The sequence below is a fragment of the Pontibacillus yanchengensis genome, assembly GCF_009856295.1.
GTDB lineage: Bacteria > Bacillota > Bacilli > Bacillales > BH030062 > Pontibacillus > Pontibacillus yanchengensis_A.
Genome location: NZ_WMEU01000003.1, coordinates 25,386 through 45,037 on the forward strand (window position 1 = coordinate 25,386; position 19,652 = coordinate 45,037).

Here is a 19,652-nt window from a genome sequence, read left to right on the forward strand (position 1 = left end):
CTCGGGGTCTTAAGCAAATCCTCTCTGTGGCAAACATCGCCACGACGAGGCTTTGCTTAAGCCTGTCGGGGGTGAACAAGGCGCCTGCGCTTTTGTGTGTACTCATCATTCTGTCACATAAATAGCGCATTACGTGTTGTCACTAGGCTTGCTATTTAGTATAGTTAATGAAGTACTGACCGACCAGTCATATCTGCAACAAGACTACACAACAAGGATTAGAGATGAGTCTCTCTACATAAAAGGAAGTGAAGCAATTGAACGAGAAAAAACGGACATTGATTGAAACAGGGATGAAGCTCTTTGCTCAAAAAGGCTTTCATGAAACGTCGATACAGGAAATTGCTGATAAGAGTGGAGTGTCGAAAGGGGCATTCTATCTTCATTTTGATTCTAAAGAAGATTTAACATTAAATATACATCAATATTACTACTATGGGCTGATGGAGGAAGTGAACAAGGTTCAAAAGCAAGATTTACCTCCTAAAGAATCGTTAGCTGCTCAGATAAAAGTTTTACTAGAAGCATTTATGAGCAATAAAGATTTTATCATTATGCATATGCGCGAAAACGTAAATGTGCCATCTGAATCGAATGATTTTTTGATGGAAATTCGTCGACATAGCTTTCAATGGGGGCGAAGCAACCTCCTTACCATATATGGACAGCCATTGCAGGATAAAGTGATTGATGCGGTCATTTTACTGGAGGGGATGTTGCATAGTTACTTCAAATGGCTTGTTCTAGATGATATCGAGTTAGATTTAGATTCATTATCGACTTTCCTTGTCAGACGAGTCGATAATGTCATTCAAGGTATGCTGCAAGAAGGGGAAGAGCCCCAAATCACTCCTGAACAAATTCGAGATTATTTTCCAGACGAATCATCTAGCAATAGTAAGGAAAAGATAACAGGGATATTATCCAATATGAGGCAAAAAGTAGATCACTTACAACTACCGGATGATCAAAAGAAAGACTTACTAAGTGCGTTGGATGTGATTGACCAAGAGCTTGAAAAAGAAGAGCCACAACGTGTGATTTTACAAGGAATGCTGACTCATTTTAAAGACAAAGCCCAATTTGAAAATGATATAGAAACACTTGCGAGTCACTTAGGAATACCATTGTTAACGTAATGGATGACAGAGGGGAGTACATAGAAAGTGAAGAAACTCATGTATCTAATGTTGCTGATGTCCGTGTTTATGATAAGTGCTTGTTCCGAGGATTCAACTAGTGAAGAACCAGCGGAAGAGCAAGTAACACCAGTTAAGGTGTCCCAGGTAGCAAAGGGAGATCTGCAAATTGATAAAGAAGTAATAGGACGAGCCATGCCGGACACGCAGAGTGCTGTTCTACCGAAAACAGCCGGTGAGCTGACGGAGTTAACCGTCGAAAAAGGCGATAAAGTAGAGCAAGGCCAAATTATCGGACGAGTAGATGCTGGAAATGTCCAAGATAATGTGCGGATTCAGGAGCTTGCGGTGCAATCTGCCCAAAAGCAGCTAGACGGCGCCATCAATCAAAAAAAAGCAGCCGAAGAAAATCTAGCTAACGCACGTGACCAGCTACAGCAGGCAAGGTCTGCACAAAATAACAAAGGAAATGCTACGTCCAACGTAGATTTGCTTCAAAGTTTACTCGGAACCGCTCAAGATAATGCTTCGCAAATGGAGGAGCTGGTAGAATCGGGAGCTATTTCCCAAGAACAACTAGCCGAAGTTCAAAAGCAAGTGCAACAGTTAACGCAGCAACTTTCTCAAGCAAGACAAAGCCAATCGTCCGGATCGCCTTCCGTTCAATCTGCCATTAATCAAGCCGAAGCCGCTGTAACCCAGGCGGAGCAACAGGTGGATAGTGCGCAAATCGGCGTGGAGCAAGCTCGTCTTCAAGTCGATCAAGCTCAGGTTCAGCTCGAACAAGCACGAGGCCAGCTTCAAAATACAGCCATAAAGGCGAATGCGACAGGGGAAATTGTTAGCTTAAATGCAAGGGTAGGCGATATGGTTTCCAACACCCAACCTATGGCGACGATTGTAAATCTAAACCCTATTACAGTAGAAGCAACAGTGAGCGCAAGTGAACTTTCTCTTTTTGAAAAAGGAACAGAAGTACCGGTGACGATTAGTTCGTTAAATGCAGATATGAAGGCTAAGACGACTTACATTTCGCCAGTAACCAATGATACAGGGCTGTATCCTGTAGAAGCAACCATCACCAATTCAGATGAAACGATAAAACCTGGCATGATGGTGACCTTCAAGCTACCAGAAATCACGGTCGAAGATAGCTTGCTCGTCCCAACCGCATCGGTCATCGAAGAAAAGGATGAGGCGTTTGTGTACGTCATAAAAGAGGAGCGGGCCATCAAAACACCAGTTACCATTGTCCGTGCACAGTCTAATATTACAGCCGTAAAAGGTGACCTGACCAAAGGGAATCAAGTTGTGGTAAAAGGGCAGCTGACCCTCACCGATGACAATAAGGTTCGAATTATGAAGGAGGACGATTAAGTGAAACTCGTCGATACCTCCGTCAAGCGACCAGTCGGTGTGTTCATGATTGTGATTGCCATCGTGGCACTAGGCTTCGTCTCGTTGCGAAACTTAACGATCGACCTTTATCCAGAGATTGACCTACCCATTGCAGTTGTTTCCACAAGCTATCCTGATGCAGCGCCACAGGAAGTTGAGAAGCTCATAAGTCGGCCCATCGAATCGTCGGTAAGTTCTATCGAAGGGATGGACACGATCCAGTCTCAATCCCAACCCGGTACCTCGCTCGTTATTATGATGTTTGAGAACGGAACGGATTTAGATAATGCGCTACTTGATGTTCGGGAAAAGGTCGATCAAATCAAGGGTCTTTTACCAGAAAACGCAAGCGATCCTAGCATTCTTCGCTTTGATCCTCAACAGATTCCTGTCATGTGGATTGGTCTTTCTGGAGAGAACGCGTCGACCTTGCAAAACATTGCTGAGGATGACCTCGTGCCTTATTTTGAACGACAAAGTGGCGTTGGATCCGTCAGTATTGAAGGTGGAAAAACGCGCGAAGTTCAAGTGCAGCTAGAACGGGAGAAGCTGGCTCAGTACGGCCTCAATACCAATTCCCTCGTCCAGGCGATTAACGCTGCCAACCAATCGGCTTCTGCCGGTGTATTGGAAAAAGGGGATCAAGATTTACAGGTTCGGATTCAAGGAGAATATGAATCCATCAAAGATATACGCGAAACGAATATTATCAGCCCAACTGGAGCGCAACTTGAGCTTCAGGACGTAGCGGCTGTAAAAGATACATTCAAAGAAGTCACCACCATTTCTAAAGTAAATGGCGACCCATCTGTCGTGTTATCCGTTTTGAAAAAATCAGACGGCAACACCGTCCAGGTAGCTAACAATATGTATGATGCGATGGATGAGATGAAGGAAGACCTCCCAGAGGGCGTGAATATGAACGTCGTCTTTGATACGTCTACCTTCATTAAACAATCGATTCAATCTGTTGTGCAAAACATCATATTAGGTGGGGTATTCTCAATCCTCATCTTGCTACTGTTTTTAAAAAGTGTTCGAGCAACTATCGTTATCGGAATCTCCATCCCCATTGCGATTATCTCCACGTTTACGCTCATGTATTTTACCGATAATACACTGAACGTACTTACCATGGGAGGACTCGCGCTCGGAATAGGGATGATGGTCGATAGTTCGATCGTTATTCTTGAAAATATCGTCTCGTACCGGCAACAAGGATATTCGCTAAAAGAAGCGGCTAAAATCGGTGCATCGGAACTAGCACCAGCCGTAATTGCTTCCACAACGACGACATTGGTGGTTTTTTTACCCATCGTATTCGTACAAGGCATTGCGTCGGAGCTGTTCACACCACTAGCGTTGACGGTTTCATTCTCGCTCATTGCCTCCTTGATTGTATCGATTACACTCATCCCGATGCTTTCTTCCAAGCTATTAACGAAAGCCATGCAGGATAACGGGCGGCGCTACTGGTTTGATCGCTTCATGAACAAAGTCAATGACGCCTATCGCTCGATGCTGAGGTGGACATTAAAGCATCGACTCCTTACCTTACTTAGCACCATCGTCATTGTCGCGGCAAGTTTTGCGATTACACCTTTTCTTGGAACGGAGTTTATACCGTCTTCAGACCAGGGGCAAATTGAAGTGAAAGTAACAGCCCCAAGTGGAACCTCTCTTGAGGGCACCGAAGAAATTACTGCTGAGGTCGATGAAAAATTAGATTCTTATCAAGACATCATCGAATCGAACTACCTTAGCATCGGTGGAGGCGGATTCGAAGGGTTCTCGTCTACATCGAACCAGGCAACCTACACGATGCAGCTCGTTCCACCTGAAGACAGGGAGCGAACAACAGCAGAAGTGATGCAGTCCATTGATGAGGATTTACAAAACATCGTCGGAGCAGAAATCACCGTTAGTGAGATGGCAGCTGGTCTTGGCACAGGCGATCCCGTTACGATCCAGATTAATGGAGATGATTACGATGTGCTTCAGGAACTAGCGGACCAAGTCGTGTTCATGATTTCCGATATTGACGGGATTCACAATCCAGAAACCTCCGCATCGGAAAGTCGCCCTGAGATTCAAGTGAATGTGAATCGAGATAAGGCTGCTCAATATGGCCTCACGTATCAACAGGTCATGAGTCAGGTCCAAGTTGCCTTTAGCGGTCAAATCGCAACCAGGTACAGGGAAAATGCAGACGAAGTCGATGTTCGCATGATTTTACCAGAAGATGAACGTCGCACCATAAACGATCTAGAGTCAACAAAAATTCAAACCCAGCAAGGCACGATGATTCCACTTGCGACCATCGCCGAACTAGAACAAGTGCAAGGACCAGTGACATTGTTACGGGAAAATCAGCAACGTCAGGTCAATGTAACCAGTGATATTGTGGAGCGAGACCTTGGAAGCATTACAGAGGATGTAAGAAGTGAGCTAGACAGCATGAATTTCCCAGAAGGATACTCATATGCTATTGGAGGACAGGCAGAGGATATGGCCGACTCATTTGGAGATCTAACCGTTGCCCTGATCTTCTCGATATTCCTTGTCTATGCCGTAATGGCCATACAATTCGAGAATTTATTATATCCATTCGTGATTATGTTCTCCATGCCAGCGACAGCTGTTGGGGTGTTGGGTGGATTATTTATAACAGGCAAGCCCCTAAGCATTCCAGCCGTCATCGGGGTCATCATGCTCGCCGGTATTGTCGTCAACAATGCCATTGTACTCGTGGATTACATTAACATCGTCAGGTCAAAAGGGAGCGATCGCTACGAAGCAATCCTCGAAGCCGGCCCAAGTCGCCTGCGCCCTATCCTGATGACGACATTAACCACTGTACTCGGCATGATTCCACTAGCACTCGGACTCGGCCAAGGCGCCGAAGCTCAGCAACCAATGGCCATCACCATCATTTTTGGCCTAACTGTATCCAGTTTCTTTACACTGATCCTAATCCCAGTCGTCTACACCTATTTCGACGACCTATCCCGCAAAATCGGAGGCCTCTTCCAACGCGGCCGCCGCAAAAAGAAAAACGAAAGCTTATCGACAGAATAACGATAAAGCAAACAACAAAAAAAGGTACTGGCCACCGCCAGTACCTTTTTTATTACGCTCCAACACCACTGCTCTACAACGGTGGGGGCTGGCACCGTGAAAGCAGATGGTGTCTTGTCCTCTTTTAGACATTTGAATTCAGGTTCATATTGGGAGATGCCGTTGCATTACTAAAGCGAACTCAAAATGTACTGTCTTTTATTGGGCGTATTCTATGTGTAATGAGGATGTTTATTCTGCAAACGATTCTTGTTTAGTAATGTAATAAATTCATTAGCTAAGATAGGTTTACTAAACAAATACCCTTGAATATAATCACATTCCTGTTGTTGTAGGAAGGATAATTGATCTTGTTTTTCCACTCCTTCAGCAACAATTTTCAACCCAAGGCCATGAGCCATTGTGATTAAACTAGAAATGATTGTAACGTCCTCTTGTTGATCAGGTAAGTTATTAATAAAGGATTTGTCAATCTTCAGTACATCTAAATCAAATTGTCGTATGTGAGTTAGCGAAGAATAGCCTATCCCGAAGTCATCTAATGATAAGGTAATACCTATGTCTTTTAATGTAGTAAGAGTTTCATTAACGACGATTGACGATTGAATGAGCGATGTTTCTGTAATCTCAATATGGAGGGATGTGGGATCAATGCTATATATTTTGCATGCCTCCATAATGGTTTGAGTGAAATTTTCCTTTAGTAATTGTTTAGGAGAGACATTAATCGAAATAGGTACAAGATCGATGCCACTCCTTTTCCAATCATGAAGTTGCTGACAAACCTGGTAGATGACCCAATTACCAATTTCACAAATCAAGTCACTTTCCTCTGCAATAGGAATGAACTCTCCTGGAGAAACTCTCCCCCATTCTGAATGCTCCCATCTTATCAAAGCTTCAGCACCCATTATTTCACCAGTCTTCGATGAGACTTTAGGTTGGTATTCAAGAAAAAGTTCATCTCGATAAATGGCTTTTCGAATATCTTTTTCTAAGTAATAAACCTTATGGGAGGTTATATTCATAGAAGGCGTGTATATTTGATGCGTGTTTTTCCCCATGTGTTTTGCATGATAAAGTGCGGCATCCGTATTATGAATCATATGATTGGCTTCTTCTCCATCGAAAGGGTACATGCTAATACCAATACTGGTTGTTATATGTAATTCATACCCTTTAATAAAATAGGGTTCTCTCACTTGTTTTGTAATCTGGTCAGCAATTTCTATGGCTTGATCTACATCTACCCCATATAAAATAGATGAAAACTCATCTCCGCCCATTCTAGCTACAAAGTGTTGATGCCCAACGCATTCTCGTAAGCGATCGGATATTTCCTTAATCAATTGATCCCCAATAAAATGACCAAGCATATCATTTATATGTTTAAATCGATCTAAATCTAAAAATAAAAGGCCAAATGATTCTACTGAATGAGGATTCTTTACTAACTCATCCATTCGGGAGTCAAACTGTCTGCGATTTGGTAAGTCGGTTAAATAATCGTGATAAGCTAAATATTCTTTTCTTTCTTCCATATGCTTTTTGTCAGTAATATCCCACATGATTCCATCTAGCTTTGTTAGCTGATGTTGATCATTTAAAATGGGGAAGCATTTCACTTCAATCCAACGTATTTCTCCAGATGGGTGATAATAACGATATTGTACAAAGAGCTTTTCCCCTTTCAATAAATCCTCGATTGCTCTTTTCATTTTGCTCCTATCATCAGGATGAATAAGACTTTGCCAATATTCCTGCTCACTAATGATATAGTCCAATGTATAACCATACAGCTTTTCAAATCCGTTAGAACAAAATAGTACGTCCTTGGAGGGAATATCGATAGACCAAACAACTTCTTCAAGGTTGTTATAAATTATCATTGCTTCTTGCTCTTTATTAGCTAATTGCTGCTTTATATGCTGGCAATCCGTACTATCTTGAACGATTTTGGTTTCACCACTTTCTTTAAAAACGGATGGTTCATTCGAATGATAAAAAGGAGCGTTGTCGTCACCATTTGATCTTTTCATTATAGGTTTAATGATAGTCAATTTTATTACCTCCTTATAAACAAAAAGAGATATACCTACCGAACATAGGATATATCTCTTCCTCAAAAATGTATTCGGTAACTCGACGACCATAGCATTGCCTTAGGCTCGTAGCTTTGCGTCCTTATTTTTCAATAAGTTTGCCTTTATCTTATTTATCGTTATTTTGCATTAACTAATATTGTAATATAAAAAGTAATAATATACTATACTACAGACCAAAAACCTTATGTATTTTAGTTTTAGTGAGTCTTTTGTAATAGACTCACTTTCATGCGATACCATATGGCCTCCATGATGCAGTTCTAAAGCATTACAGAATATAGTGTGGATAACTGTACAATCTTGAAGCTATATATCTCACAAACCTACATAACATGGTCACTTATCCTGCAATCCTTTATCGCTCTACAACGGTGGGGGTCTGACCCCACAAAAAAAGCATCGCCCTACTGGGCGATGCTTTCATATTCACTTACTGCCTGTGCGACATCGACATCGGCGCGCTCCAGATATGCTGCTTTGGAATCAATGAGTTTAGCAAACATGTCGCTTGTGCCGTATTTCGTCTTCGACCAGGCTTGTTGGTTTTTGTATAGATCGATAAGGGTGAGAAGCTGATAGTCATTACCTGCGAAACTGTGGTCAGCTTTCACCATGTACCAGACGTCCTTGCGATGTTCACCTTCTTCGCGTACCCAATCCATGCCAATCTCTTCAATAGCTAATCGAATCGAATGAGCAAGCTCAAGATAGGATTCCTTTCCTGATTGCTGATAGGCTTGAAGCAAGTAGTATGCTTCGCCTAATGCGTGGTTCAAGGAAGCGTGTGGCGTTTTGGTTTTTCCTGGGCCGTCGTAGTCCGCTACTAAAAAGGCATCCCCACCATATGAAATGGTATTGCCTTCTTCAGCTTGCTTTAAAAGATGATCCGCATACACAAGCGTCTGCTCTTTCAAGGAAGGCACGTCAAACGTATCAGCTGCCTTCATCAAGAATAACGACAATTTCTCATTGTGTCGGGTATCGGTGTACGGTGCGTGAATGCCGTAGTCATCCATGACCCATGTACTCGTGTACTCCGTCTTCCATAGCTTTGTATCTTTTTCAGCGCGATACGCTTCAATCATCGCAACGGAATTCAATGTCATGCTTTCAAAAAAACGCTCGCCTGTTTCCTTATAGCGCTCTAAAGCGGATTTATTCGGTAATCCACCAATGCTTCGCCCGTATCCTAGCTCCGTGCCAGGCTCAATCGAATACGCGAGTTTCTTATAGGAACCAGCTGGGGTTAGCCACTTCTGCGTGCTCATGTAATGCTCGGCCGTATAAGCCTCCCAATTCTTCAACACATCTTCATCTTGAAAAAGGTCTTCATCTGACCATAGCATCCAGCTTTCCGCAATGTCAGACCTGCCGGAGGAAAGGTTCTGCACGAGGTTACCGTCTTCCACCATATATGGATTCACCTCATCACCAATTTCCCTCAACACACTTTTGCTACCATCTTCGTACGTTTCCGATAGAGAAGTAGATTGATAGCTTCGGCCAAGCCAGGCTGATCCACTTTTACCAGCCTGTAATAGCCCGACAGGAAGGGTAGTGGAGTCGACACCTACCGTAGGGTCGTGCTTGTGCTGAATGCTATCAACTGGAGTGGGATTCAGCGTTAGCTTATCGGTATTTTCAAATTGATAGGTAATGTCCATGCTCGTCGCAATATCTTGGCCATTTTCCCATTTTGTAAAATAGACAACATCATCGTTGGATAAGGTCCGCTTGGTAAGGGTAAACGTCCCAGCTTCCCGTTGGCCTTCATACACATCAAACGTTAGGATGCGGTCTTCAGCAACGTCCGACTGTTTCGTCTGTTCCTCAGCCAAGTGGAACTCAAGTTCATCACCTGATATGTTTACAGCCGGTGCGTTCCCGTCTTCAAAAACGGTGTACCCTGTTAATGCATCGACGCCCGATGACATGAACCGGGGTGATAGCACTAGCCCAACGACAAATACAAAAGCAAATGCAACCGTCCCCCATGCTAACGCTTTTCTCACTACACTTCTCCTCCTTGCAACAAACAATCTAGTCCCATTAACTCATACTTTTCCGGTCTTTTACAACACGTAACATTTGCCTGAAGCCTTCACGGTAAAACAAGTACATCCCTGCAACGTAGAACACAACGCCGATTGGCACGAGAATCAATAGTCTCCATAACGCATATAAGGATTCAATGGACGTGAACTGCTGGATCAACACAATCGGAACAGCCATTATAATAGAAGGAACGAGAACACGGAAGAACAGCTGCACGAGTTTTTTCAATTCGGAATGATCATAATCGCGATAGACTGCAAGCGTCGTCGCGGTCACGTAATAGAGCGCCACAACGGAACTGGATAATGCCAATCCTGGATAGCCTAGCGGTTGAATGAACAGCCAGTTTAACGCAGCATTCAACAAAATCGTCGTGGAACTAATTTTCAACAAACGCTTGGCTGCGCCTTGCGCGTACATGCCTTTCACGCCAATAACGAGCAATCCTTGCGTTAAGATAATGGGGATGTATAGCTGCAGGACAAAATACGTATTTGCTGTATCCTGCGCTGTAAATTCCCCACCTTCATAAATAAACGCAATCACAGCTTTTCCGACTAGCAATGTACCAATCGCAATCGGAAGCAACGTCATCATCCCGATTTGATAGCCCATGTATAACGTTTCTCGGAATTTTTCTTTATTATCGGCTTGTTCCGATAACAAAGTGAAAATAATTGCCACAATCGTTGTCGTAAAAATCGTGCTCGGAATGCTCATGATTAAGGATGCGTTATTTAAGTACGTAACAGCACCCGTTTCAATACGGTTCGCGAACATCTTATTGACGAAAACGTTAATATGCCCAACGGAAGAGTGGAGTAGGGCAGGGGCAAGCAGTAACATCAACTTGCGGCCAAACTCATCATCTAATTTAAATTTCGGCATCCATTTAAAGCCGCCATACATCAACGAACCAAATTGAATACATACGCCAAGGAATGTACCGAACACAAATCCGTACGCGACACTATAAATGCCCCACATATCCGCAAAGAAAATAATGAATAGTGTTGCCATGAGCGTACCCATAATTTTCGATAACTGCGTCGGAACAAAAATGCGCCTTGCTTGTAAGTACGATTCAAGAACCCCACTTAAGGCAATCACGACCATGAAGATAAAGAAGACTCTCGTTAAGTCGACGGTAATTTGGAGTGTTTCCTCGGAACGAGATCCAAATAAAAACTCGACAATCGACGGCGTGAAAAAATACGCTACTACAGAAATGCCGAGGAAAAACAGCGTCGTATAGTTTAACACGCCATTCGCATTGCGTTCGGCCTCTTCGATATTCTCCTTCCGTTTTTCCACGTACTTCGGTAAAAACGCTGAGTTAAAGCCGTTGGCAATCAACGCTAAAATCAACGTCACGAACGTGAACGCAATCATAAAGGCGTCCGTTTCATTACTTACGCCGAATTCTCTGGCAATCATGCTTTCCCGCACAAAGCCCAATAATTTAAGGAAGATGGATAGTAGAGTGATCCATATAGCGGTTTGTTTTAGTCTAGACATGGGTTATACCTTCTTTTCAACGTATGAAATCCGCTTTTCCACGACTCCAGGTCTCATGAAAAAACGGATTTACATCGAATTTTAGATTGTTCTACGTTATGTAGATACTTTTGATAATACAGTTTCGTAGATAGACGAGTATTTTGTGGCCGCAGAGATATGAGAATATTCTTCCTCAATTTTTAACCGAGCTTTCACAGCCAAACGCTGGCCGAAGTCATGATACCGTAACAACTGACACACAGCATCCGCAATTTGTTCATCATTTTTTTCTTCTACTAACAGGCCATTTTCTCCGTGTTGGACGATTTCTTTCAAACCGCCAACCTTCGAGGCAATAACTGGTACGCCACTTCCCATCGCTTCTAGGGCAGAAATCGACGTCGCTTCCTCAACCCCCTCTGAATGCACAGAAGGAACCATGGTAATATCGCTCATAGCGTAATAATCCTTCATCAACTCGTGGGGGATATCGCCGAGAAAATGGACTGTAGAGATAGTGCTGTTCTTCTCACAAATCGTTCGAATTGCAGCTTCTTCCTCACCACTACCAGCATAAATCAATCTTGTCTTCGGGAACTGTTCCTGAATGGTTGGCAAAGCCTTGGCAGGATAGATAACCCCGTTCTTTTTCGTTAAGCGTCTCGGGATGAACACAATATGATCATCTTCAGCAAACCCGTATTTCTCACGCAGCTCTTGTTTACGCTCCGTTTGCGGACGGAACTGATCCACGTCAATGAAATTATGCACACGAATGCCATCAGCTGCTGCCAAATTCTTTACATAATCACGAATGCGGAAATCGACCGTAATGATTTGGCGCGTTTGTTCATAGGCTTCCCTTTCCTTCGCCTGAAGGACACGTGCTTCCACACTCTCCGTCTTAATCGAACCACGACTAATCGCTTCATATGTCATATAGCCGTGCACTGTGGTAACAGTAGGCACAGGTGTCTCAAGGGCAGCAAAGGTAGCATAGATATCTTGCGCATTCACAATATCGTATGGCTTGTCCTCGTGTTTTTTCTTGATCATGTCACGAAGCATGCCAGAGCGTAATTTATGCCCAAGCAAAATACCTTTCCCTGGAGCCATCCGATTCATAAAGAAACTCGGACCCTTGGCAAAGAACTGTTGCTTATAATAAGGCAGGTCACTAAAGGACAGGGTTTCCACCTCATGTCCTAATTGCTCAAGCCCAGCCTTTAAGGTTGTCATATGTGTTGATAACCCTCCGGTATGAGGGTAATTAAATACCGTTGCCAATAAAATTCTCATAATGTTCCTCCGCGTTAACGAAATACCTGCTGCCTGTTGTATGTATCGTACTCGTCTATTTCTATATGTACTGAGGGGGCTTCCTTAACTCCCTAGTGATCATCTATTTTAATTGTAATGGATGTAAGAAAAAAAGAAAAAGGGTGCGTCGTCCCTTCTCTTAAAAAATTAGAAAATATTAGTTTTTGGCTCATATGTGTCTAGCTCCAGCGCCCAGCGACTAGCAAACTTCTTGCTCCTCCTTATGATAAGTCAACATCGAATCGCTATAGCTCTTCGTGTTTCCTTTATCTCATACGGAGCCGTCCAGTTTGTACGTCGCTAGCAGGGCGCTTGCGCTTTTCATGTGTCTAGCTCCAGCGCGCAGCGACTAGGAAACTTCCTGCTCCTCCTTATGATAAGTCAACATCGAATCACGCATGTTTTCGTGTTTCCTATATCTCATAAGGATTTAGAGGAGGTTCTATTAAGACCGCTGCATCGTGCAGCAACATAGAACCAACCCACATCGTGTGGGTAGCAGTTTGTACGTCGCTAAACGGGCGCTTGCGCTTTTCTATCAAACTTTTCCTTCAATAAAGTAAGGTTCCTCAACGCCTCATCTCGAAGCTCAGCACGTTCCTCATCCAGTTGCTCTCCAAGTGTTTCCAGATGTTCATACACATCCACTACATTGGCATACATAGACGCTGCTGTAAAATCTTCAAGCGTTGTGGAGTGATGCCACATGCCTGTACGCATCGCCAGGCTCTCGACCTTTTTGTCATAGCTAATCGCGACAAACGGGACAGAAGCAAGCGTTGAGAAAATCAAGGCGTGCAGTCGCATCCCTATCACCATTTCGCACTCTCTAATAAATTGAAGGTACTGATTTGGGGAAAAATCACTCCCAAGAACCAGCGTCTGATCCCCGTGCTGCATGAGCCCTTGAATTGTTCTCGAAACGTTCGCATCATGATCGCCTTCCATCGGAATGAATACAGGCGTGATACCTTTTTCCTCCATAAACTGATCCAACAGCTGGGCCATCTCGGTCTGATAAGCTGTTTCTTCAAACCATGGCCGGACACTAACGCCAACCAGTTTCTCCTCACCTGATAACGGCAAGGATTCGATGCAAGTAGTGTCACGTTTGGATTGGTATGCGAATACGATATCAGCTGTGACGACTGTTTCCGGTCTCGTAACATGCCGTTGCTCGAGGTATTTCTTGGAATATTCATCCCTAACCGTAATAAAATCCGCCATATTTCCGAACAATCTCATCAGAAGCTTCCCATAGGGGGTCGTAACAGGACCAATTCCCTGTGAAAAAAACATGACCTTTGTCCCGCATAGTTTTGCTAAAAAGACAATGAGTAAATAATATGGAAGCGGACCGAAGATAATACGAGTAGGGTACGTATCTTGAAGTAATCCACCGCCGCCCGATAATACGAGATCGGCTTCACGAAGGGCGTGAACTTTTTTCTTAAAGTCATGGCGCCAGCCGCGGTAGATGCTGTTGACATTATGTTTAGAAGCGGTTTGCTCTGGGGAAAGGGAAAACACTGTAATATCAGGTTCGTCGAGAGAAGTGCGGAGATTGTCGACCATTGCGTCGAGAATCGCTTCATCTCCCGTGTTTCCTAACCCATAAAAACCGGAAATGACTAGTTTCATGGTACATCTTCCAATCGTAAAGCGGCTACAAACTCATTTTCATACTAGCACCTTTTGTCAAAAAATGAAATAAAGATTCGAAATTCAGACGTAAATAATCATTCGCAAGGGTTGGAATTCTTTGCTATACTCAAATCAAATGTAAAAATGTGTTCAACACAAAAACTGGTTCCCTTTACAGTACGGAGAATAGGATTCCGACGTTTGAACAATTTTATAAAGGAGAAAGAAGAGACTGTTATGAAAAAAATATGCGTAATTGGATTAGGATATATAGGACTACCGACATCCGCCATCTTCGCCCGTGCTGGCTTTGAAGTGGTTGGCGTTGATGTGAACGAGAAAGTCATCCATACATTAAATGAAGGCAACATTCATATAGAAGAACCAGGACTTGGTGAAGCGGTGAAAGAAGCAGTGGACTCTGGAAACCTTCGTGCCTCCACGAAACCAGAAGAAGCAGATGTGTTCATCATCGCTGTACCAACACCAGTGTACGAAGATAAAACAGCCAACACAGAATATGTTGCTCAAGCAACAAGAGACATTCTTCCATACTTACAAAAAGGCAATACGATTATTGTAGAATCGACTATTCCTCCACGTACCATCGATGATGTGGTAGCGCCGGTTCTACGCGAAGCAAATTGGGATCTCGAAGCAAATGACTTACTGGTGTCCCACTGCCCAGAGCGCGTCATCCCGGGTAAAATCATGGATGAACTCATTCATAACACCCGCGTTGTTGGAGGCCTCACACCAGAAGCAGCGAAAAAAGCTGCCGATGTGTATCGAGCGGTAGTAAAAGGAGATATTCACGAAACAGAAGCAGTAACAGCTGAAATGTCAAAGCTAATGGAAAATACATTCCGTGACGTCAATATCGCCTTAGCCAATGAATTAGCGAAAGTATCCGATAAACTAGATGTAAACGCCCATGAGGTCATTAATTTTGCCAACATGCATCCTCGTGTGAACATCTTACAGCCAGGACCAGGGGTAGGCGGCCATTGTATTGCGGTCGACCCATATTTTATTATTGAAAAAGCCAAAGAAGAAACACCACTCATGCAACGAGCGCGTGAAATCAATGATTCCATGCCAGCTTTTGTGGTTGAGCAGATTGAAGAATTGACGCAACTGAAAATGAGTCCAAAAATTGCGATATTCGGCCTTTCCTATAAAGCAAACGTCGATGATGTTCGCGAGAGTCCAGCGGTTACCATTGCTCGTAAGCTACAAAATCATGAAAAAGGCTTCACCATCACATGCCACGATCCATTCGTGAAGCAAGACATGACAGACTTGCAGCTTGAGAGTGTCGAGGACGCCTTGAAGGACGCAGATGTGGCCCTCGTATTAGCGGACCATCGTCAGTTCAAAGAAATGGATCCATCACTTTTTGCAAAATATATGAAAACTCCAGTTGTTCTTGATACAAGAAACTGCATCAAGGATCATGAAGGAATGACACTGTATCAAATTGGTCATTTAACAGGATTAAAACCAATTGAGTAAGAGGGATAAGGAATGAATAAAGAGACCTATATGGGTGTGGACGTTTCCCCGTTATCATATGAAGAGATAACCCAGCAGCTGAACCAGCGCATCCAAGATAACCAACAATCAACGATCATCGCAGTAAACCCTGAGAAAATTATGGCGAGCCAAACCGATGAAACGCTACGCGATCTCATCAATGGCTCAACGTTCCAAATTCCAGATGGGGTCGGCGTTCTACTCGCCTCTAGGTTAAAAGGAGGCGAGATTCGTTCGCGCGTGACGGGTGTGGATATGATGGGCCGTCTTCTACAGATGGCAGCTGAAGAAGGCTATCGTGTCTTCTTTTATGGCGCCAAAGAAGAGGTCGTATCAAAGGCGATCGACAATATCCAAGACACATATCCTTCCATCCAAGTAGCAGGATATGAAAACGGGTACGTGCAAGACCAAGAAGCGTTAATCCAAAAAATCAACGACGCCAAAGCAGACATCATGTTCGTTGCGCTGGGAAGTCCAAAACAGGAGCAATGGATTCGTGCAAATAAGGAACGCCTTCCTGTGAAGGTATTCCAAGGGGTGGGCGGGAGCTTTGATGTGTACGCCGGTCATGTGAAACGCGCGCCAGCTCCATTTCGTAAAGTAGGAATGGAATGGTTGTATCGTCTCGCGACGGATCCAAAGCGAATCAAACGCCAAATGGCACTACCGAAATTTTTATTCCGAGTAATCACAAAGAAATAGACTTGAGGCTTGGCCCGAAGCGTCAAGCCTCTTTGCACTTCCTAGTAAAGGATGACAAACATGCCGATACGAACCTATCAACCAGGAGACGAAAACCAAATCCAATCCCTTTTTAAGAAGGTATTCGGAACGTCACGCTCCATGGAGCTGTGGCAATGGAAGTTCCTTCAGCATCCCAATGCCAGTAACCCTTGGATTCTTCTCTATGAAGAAGATGGGAGCGTGCTTGGGCATATTTCATTATGGGTATCGTATGCCTGGGTTCATGGCGAGAAACAACCAATTGGCTTACGTATCGATACAATGGTCGACCCGGATGCACGAGGGAAGGGCATCTACCAGAAGCTAAACGAAACCTTAATCAAAGAAGCGAAGAAACGCGGGATTGTGTATCTATACGGATTTCCAGCTCCGAAAGCGAAGGATTTGTTCCTTCGGTATACACACGCCTCGCATCTATTAGACGTGCCAAGATACATATATGTACAAAAACCAATTGCGCTACTTTCAAGTAAAATAGCACCACTGAAAGCATTAAGGCCACTTGATCGAGTCGCATTGCAATTTCAACAAAAAAAATTCCGCCAAAAAAATCAAGAATCGTTTACAATAAAAGAGATTTCCACATTTGATCAATCATTTGATCAATTAGCCGAACGGACGAAACATCACGCTACCGTACATCTCGTTCGTGATGCCGCCTATTTGAATTGGCGTTACATTAAGCATCCGAATCATAATTACAAGATGCTTGCTCTCTACGAAAGAGGTGAACTCAAAGGGTATATCGTTTTTCGTGTAGAACCAAAAGAGGACCGAGAGTTTCGGAATGGTTATATCGTTGATTGGTTAGCAGAAGATGACGATACCTATTGGCAAGTTCTCCTTCAACAAGCGATGGTTCGCATGAAGGAGGCAGATGTGGTGCAGACATGGGCGATGCCAAAAGCCCACTCCACTACTTTATTAGCCAACAATAAATTTATGCATAAAGATAGTCCCATGCCTCTCGTTGGAAAAGAGCTCACCGTCCAACATATCGAGCTTAACAATCCAGATGCGTGGTATATAACACCAGGAGATATTGATTCGTTCTAGGTTCAAGGGTATGCTCACTGACATACCTCTTAAAGGAGATTACGTTATGAAACGACAACTATTAAAATCCATTACCCCCATCATACACCCGATTACAGACATCGTTCTGGAACGCTATTATAAAAGCAACCTGTACACGACGGAACTAACCGAGGATCGTGCATTGCTTTTAGCTCCTCACGTTGATGATGAAACCATCGGTGCAGGAGGGACATTAAGGAAGTATGCGAATCAGGGTGCAGATACAACCGTAATCTTTTTGACGAACGGAGCGGGAAGTGTGTCCGATTTAGAGGAGTCAGAGCTTGTCAAACGTCGCCGCGAGGAAGCGTACAAGGCTCAAGACATGATCGGCTTTCAAGACGTGCGTTTTTTTGACGCACCAGATGGGGAACTTGAAAGTACCGACGCATTCCAACAACAATTGATCGACATCATTGAGGAGAAGCAACCAGAAGTGATTTATGCTCCAGTGTTTGTGGATTGTCACGGCGATCACATTGAAACGGCCCACCTTTTACGGGACACACTAGCCAAGGTAGAAAACCCTAAGATGGTCGTTCGCCTTTATGAAATCAACACAACACTGCCAAAAGAAGAAATCAACTGTGTCATCGACATCACCTCAACTTTTGATCAAAAAGAACAAGCAGTCGGTGTGTTTACGTCACAGGCGATCGATTTTGATGGTTTCCTCGCGTTGGCTCGCTATAAGTCTCAGCTTGTCCAGCAACCTAAAGTAGAAGCCGTAGAAACATTTTGGCAAGGAAGTCCAACTGTGTTCATCGAACGATTTGATGCGGTGTATGGCAAATGGACCTACAGCGATTATTTCAAACAAGTAAACAAATCATCGACACTTCTGTATGCCATCTTCAAAAACGCCAACTTCAAACAAAAAGTATATGAAGCAACGCGTAAAGGGGGGCACAGCGAATGAAAGTCGTACACCTAATATCAGGTGGAGAAACAGGCGGATCGAAAAATCACCTCCTCACCTTACTAAACCAGTTCCCAAGTGACCAAGTATCCCTTGTCGTTATGCAAAAGGGTGTCCTCTACGATGAGGCAAGAGAACTTGGCATCGACGTACACTTACTAGACCAGCGCTCCCGTTACGACCTGTCCATTCTTAGCCGGTTAAAAGAACTCATTAAGAAAAATGGATTTCAGCTTATACATACGCACGGAGCACGTGCCAATTTATATGCCTCGATGGTTAAGAATGCGTTAAAAATCCCTTGGATCACAACGATTCACAGCGATCCAACGTTAGACTTTCTTAAGGGAGGCCTAAAAGGCAAAATCTTCACTAAAATCAACCTATGGGCCATTAAGCGAATCGATCACTTTTTCGCTGTATCCGAACGATTTAAAGAAGATTTAATCAACCTTGGCGTCCCAAGTGAAAAAATCACGACCGTGTATAACGGCATTGATTTTTCCAACTCTTATGCAACAAACTCCCTTACCCGAGCCGACCTCGACCTCCAATTCGACGACTTTGTCACGGCAATGGTTGCCAGGCTCCACCCCATTAAGGGACACGAAGAAGTATTCCAGGCCATTCGGCAACTGGACAATCCTCAACTCAAACTCCTATTAATAGGAGATGGACCCGAAAAAGAACACCTAACCAATCGTGTGCAAGAGCTTGGCATCCAATCGCAAGTTCAATTCCTAGGCTTTCGGCACGATGTTCCAGATATTTATCAGATTAGTGATATCGGTTTACTCGCATCCTATAGTGAAAGCTTCCCCCTCGCGTTACTGGAGGCAGCAAGAGAACATACACCAGTTGTCGCAACGGACGTAGGCGGAGTGAGGCACATGGTTCAAAATACAGGCTGGATTGTAGCTACGAAAAGCGCTGATGAACTAACCGATGCGTTTCAAAAAGCTATTGAAAAAAAGAAATGCGGAGAACTTTCTGATTTAGGTGAAACGTTCTACGAGCACTGTAGTGCCAACTTTTCACTGGATCAGCTCGCTAACGCAACAAAAAAAATGTATAAAAAATTTCTACAAACGTGAAACTTTTGAAAGAGGAGTTTCGTCTATTTCGGGTGGAACT

The 19,652-nt window shown here is 43.7% G+C and carries 13 protein-coding genes and 1 riboswitch; of the genes, 8 read left to right on the forward strand and 5 right to left on the reverse strand.

All coding sequences use genetic code 11. The features are described from left to right. Positions 1–257: 257 nt before the first annotated feature. Genes GLW08_RS10215 through GLW08_RS10225 form a run of 3 tightly spaced genes read left to right on the forward strand, consistent with a single transcriptional unit; the run spans position 258 to position 5,615 of the window. Entirely contained in the window at positions 258–1,139 is an 882-nt protein-coding gene (locus GLW08_RS10215; RefSeq protein ID WP_160848556.1) for a TetR/AcrR family transcriptional regulator, read from the forward strand. A gap of 27 nt (positions 1,140–1,166) precedes the next feature. Then, positions 1,167–2,516, forward strand: a complete 1,350-nt coding sequence (locus GLW08_RS22245; protein ID WP_160848557.1) for an efflux RND transporter periplasmic adaptor subunit — start codon at positions 1,167–1,169, stop codon at positions 2,514–2,516. After that, complete coding sequence (locus GLW08_RS10225; RefSeq protein WP_160848558.1) at positions 2,517–5,615, forward strand: efflux RND transporter permease subunit; 3,099 nt, start codon at positions 2,517–2,519, stop codon at positions 5,613–5,615. Between the two features lie 212 nt (positions 5,616–5,827). On the opposite strand, the gene GLW08_RS10230 is transcribed toward GLW08_RS10225, so the two are convergent. From GLW08_RS10230 to csaB, 5 genes are all read right to left on the reverse strand, one after another. Next, the gene (locus GLW08_RS10230; RefSeq protein ID WP_160848559.1) at positions 5,828–7,675 is read right to left on the reverse strand and encodes a bifunctional diguanylate cyclase/phosphodiesterase; all 1,848 of its coding nucleotides are present in this window, start codon (positions 7,673–7,675) and stop codon (positions 5,828–5,830) included. A 73-nt stretch (positions 7,676–7,748) separates the two neighbouring features. Beyond that, a riboswitch (cyclic di-GMP riboswitch) is annotated at positions 7,749–7,830 on the reverse strand. Positions 7,831–8,124: 294 nt separating this feature from the next. After that, positions 8,125–9,732, reverse strand: coding sequence for a hypothetical protein (locus tag GLW08_RS10235; RefSeq protein WP_160848560.1), 1,608 nt, complete (start codon positions 9,730–9,732; stop codon positions 8,125–8,127). 37 nt (positions 9,733–9,769) lie between these two features. Further along, positions 9,770–11,293, reverse strand: coding sequence for a murein biosynthesis integral membrane protein MurJ (gene murJ / locus GLW08_RS10240; RefSeq protein WP_160848561.1), 1,524 nt, complete (start codon positions 11,291–11,293; stop codon positions 9,770–9,772). Between the two features lie 96 nt (positions 11,294–11,389). Continuing rightward, positions 11,390–12,574, reverse strand: coding sequence for a glycosyltransferase family 4 protein (locus GLW08_RS10245; RefSeq protein ID WP_160848562.1), 1,185 nt, complete (start codon positions 12,572–12,574; stop codon positions 11,390–11,392). Between the two features lie 534 nt (positions 12,575–13,108). Then, positions 13,109–14,236: a polysaccharide pyruvyl transferase CsaB gene (gene csaB, locus GLW08_RS10250; RefSeq protein ID WP_160848563.1), complete on the reverse strand. Its 1,128-nt coding sequence runs from the start codon at positions 14,234–14,236 to the stop codon at positions 13,109–13,111. A 240-nt stretch (positions 14,237–14,476) separates the two neighbouring features. Here csaB and GLW08_RS10255 point away from each other — a divergent pair, with 240 nt between their 5' ends. The 5 genes from GLW08_RS10255 to GLW08_RS10275 are packed head-to-tail and all read left to right on the forward strand — an operon-like array spanning position 14,477 to position 19,612. Beyond that, positions 14,477–15,754, forward strand: coding sequence for a nucleotide sugar dehydrogenase (locus tag GLW08_RS10255; protein WP_160848564.1), 1,278 nt, complete (start codon positions 14,477–14,479; stop codon positions 15,752–15,754). 12 nt (positions 15,755–15,766) lie between these two features. Then, entirely contained in the window at positions 15,767–16,480 is a 714-nt protein-coding gene (locus GLW08_RS10260) for a WecB/TagA/CpsF family glycosyltransferase (RefSeq protein WP_160848565.1), read from the forward strand. Positions 16,481–16,540: 60 nt separating this feature from the next. Continuing rightward, positions 16,541–17,578 (forward strand): GNAT family N-acetyltransferase, encoded by a 1,038-nt coding sequence (locus tag GLW08_RS10265; RefSeq protein ID WP_160848566.1) that lies wholly within the window; start codon positions 16,541–16,543, stop codon positions 17,576–17,578. Positions 17,579–17,588: 10 nt separating this feature from the next. Further along, positions 17,589–18,518, forward strand: a complete 930-nt coding sequence (locus tag GLW08_RS10270; protein WP_160848567.1) for a PIG-L deacetylase family protein — start codon at positions 17,589–17,591, stop codon at positions 18,516–18,518. Next, positions 18,515–19,612, forward strand: coding sequence for a glycosyltransferase (locus GLW08_RS10275; RefSeq protein WP_160848568.1), 1,098 nt, complete (start codon positions 18,515–18,517; stop codon positions 19,610–19,612). The genes GLW08_RS10270 and GLW08_RS10275 overlap by 4 nt, the downstream gene beginning before the upstream one ends. The last annotated feature ends 40 nt before the right edge of the window (positions 19,613–19,652 follow it).

Excerpts from the sequence above, each read along its gene's own strand:
- GLW08_RS10265 (WP_160848566.1), top strand. The coding sequence starts at position 16,541 with ATGCCGATACGAACCTATCAACCAGGAGACGAAAACCAAATCCAATCC.
- csaB (WP_160848563.1), bottom strand. The coding sequence starts at position 14,236 with ATGAAACTAGTCATTTCCGGTTTTTATGGGTTAGGAAACACGGGAGAT.
- GLW08_RS10245 (WP_160848562.1), bottom strand. The coding sequence starts at position 12,574 with ATGAGAATTTTATTGGCAACGGTATTTAATTACCCTCATACCGGAGGG.
- GLW08_RS10255 (WP_160848564.1), top strand. The coding sequence starts at position 14,477 with ATGAAAAAAATATGCGTAATTGGATTAGGATATATAGGACTACCGACA.
- GLW08_RS10275 (WP_160848568.1), top strand. The coding sequence starts at position 18,515 with ATGAAAGTCGTACACCTAATATCAGGTGGAGAAACAGGCGGATCGAAA.
- murJ (WP_160848561.1), bottom strand. The coding sequence starts at position 11,293 with ATGTCTAGACTAAAACAAACCGCTATATGGATCACTCTACTATCCATC.
- GLW08_RS10270 (WP_160848567.1), top strand. The coding sequence starts at position 17,589 with ATGCTCACTGACATACCTCTTAAAGGAGATTACGTTATGAAACGACAA.
- GLW08_RS10260 (WP_160848565.1), top strand. The coding sequence starts at position 15,767 with ATGAATAAAGAGACCTATATGGGTGTGGACGTTTCCCCGTTATCATAT.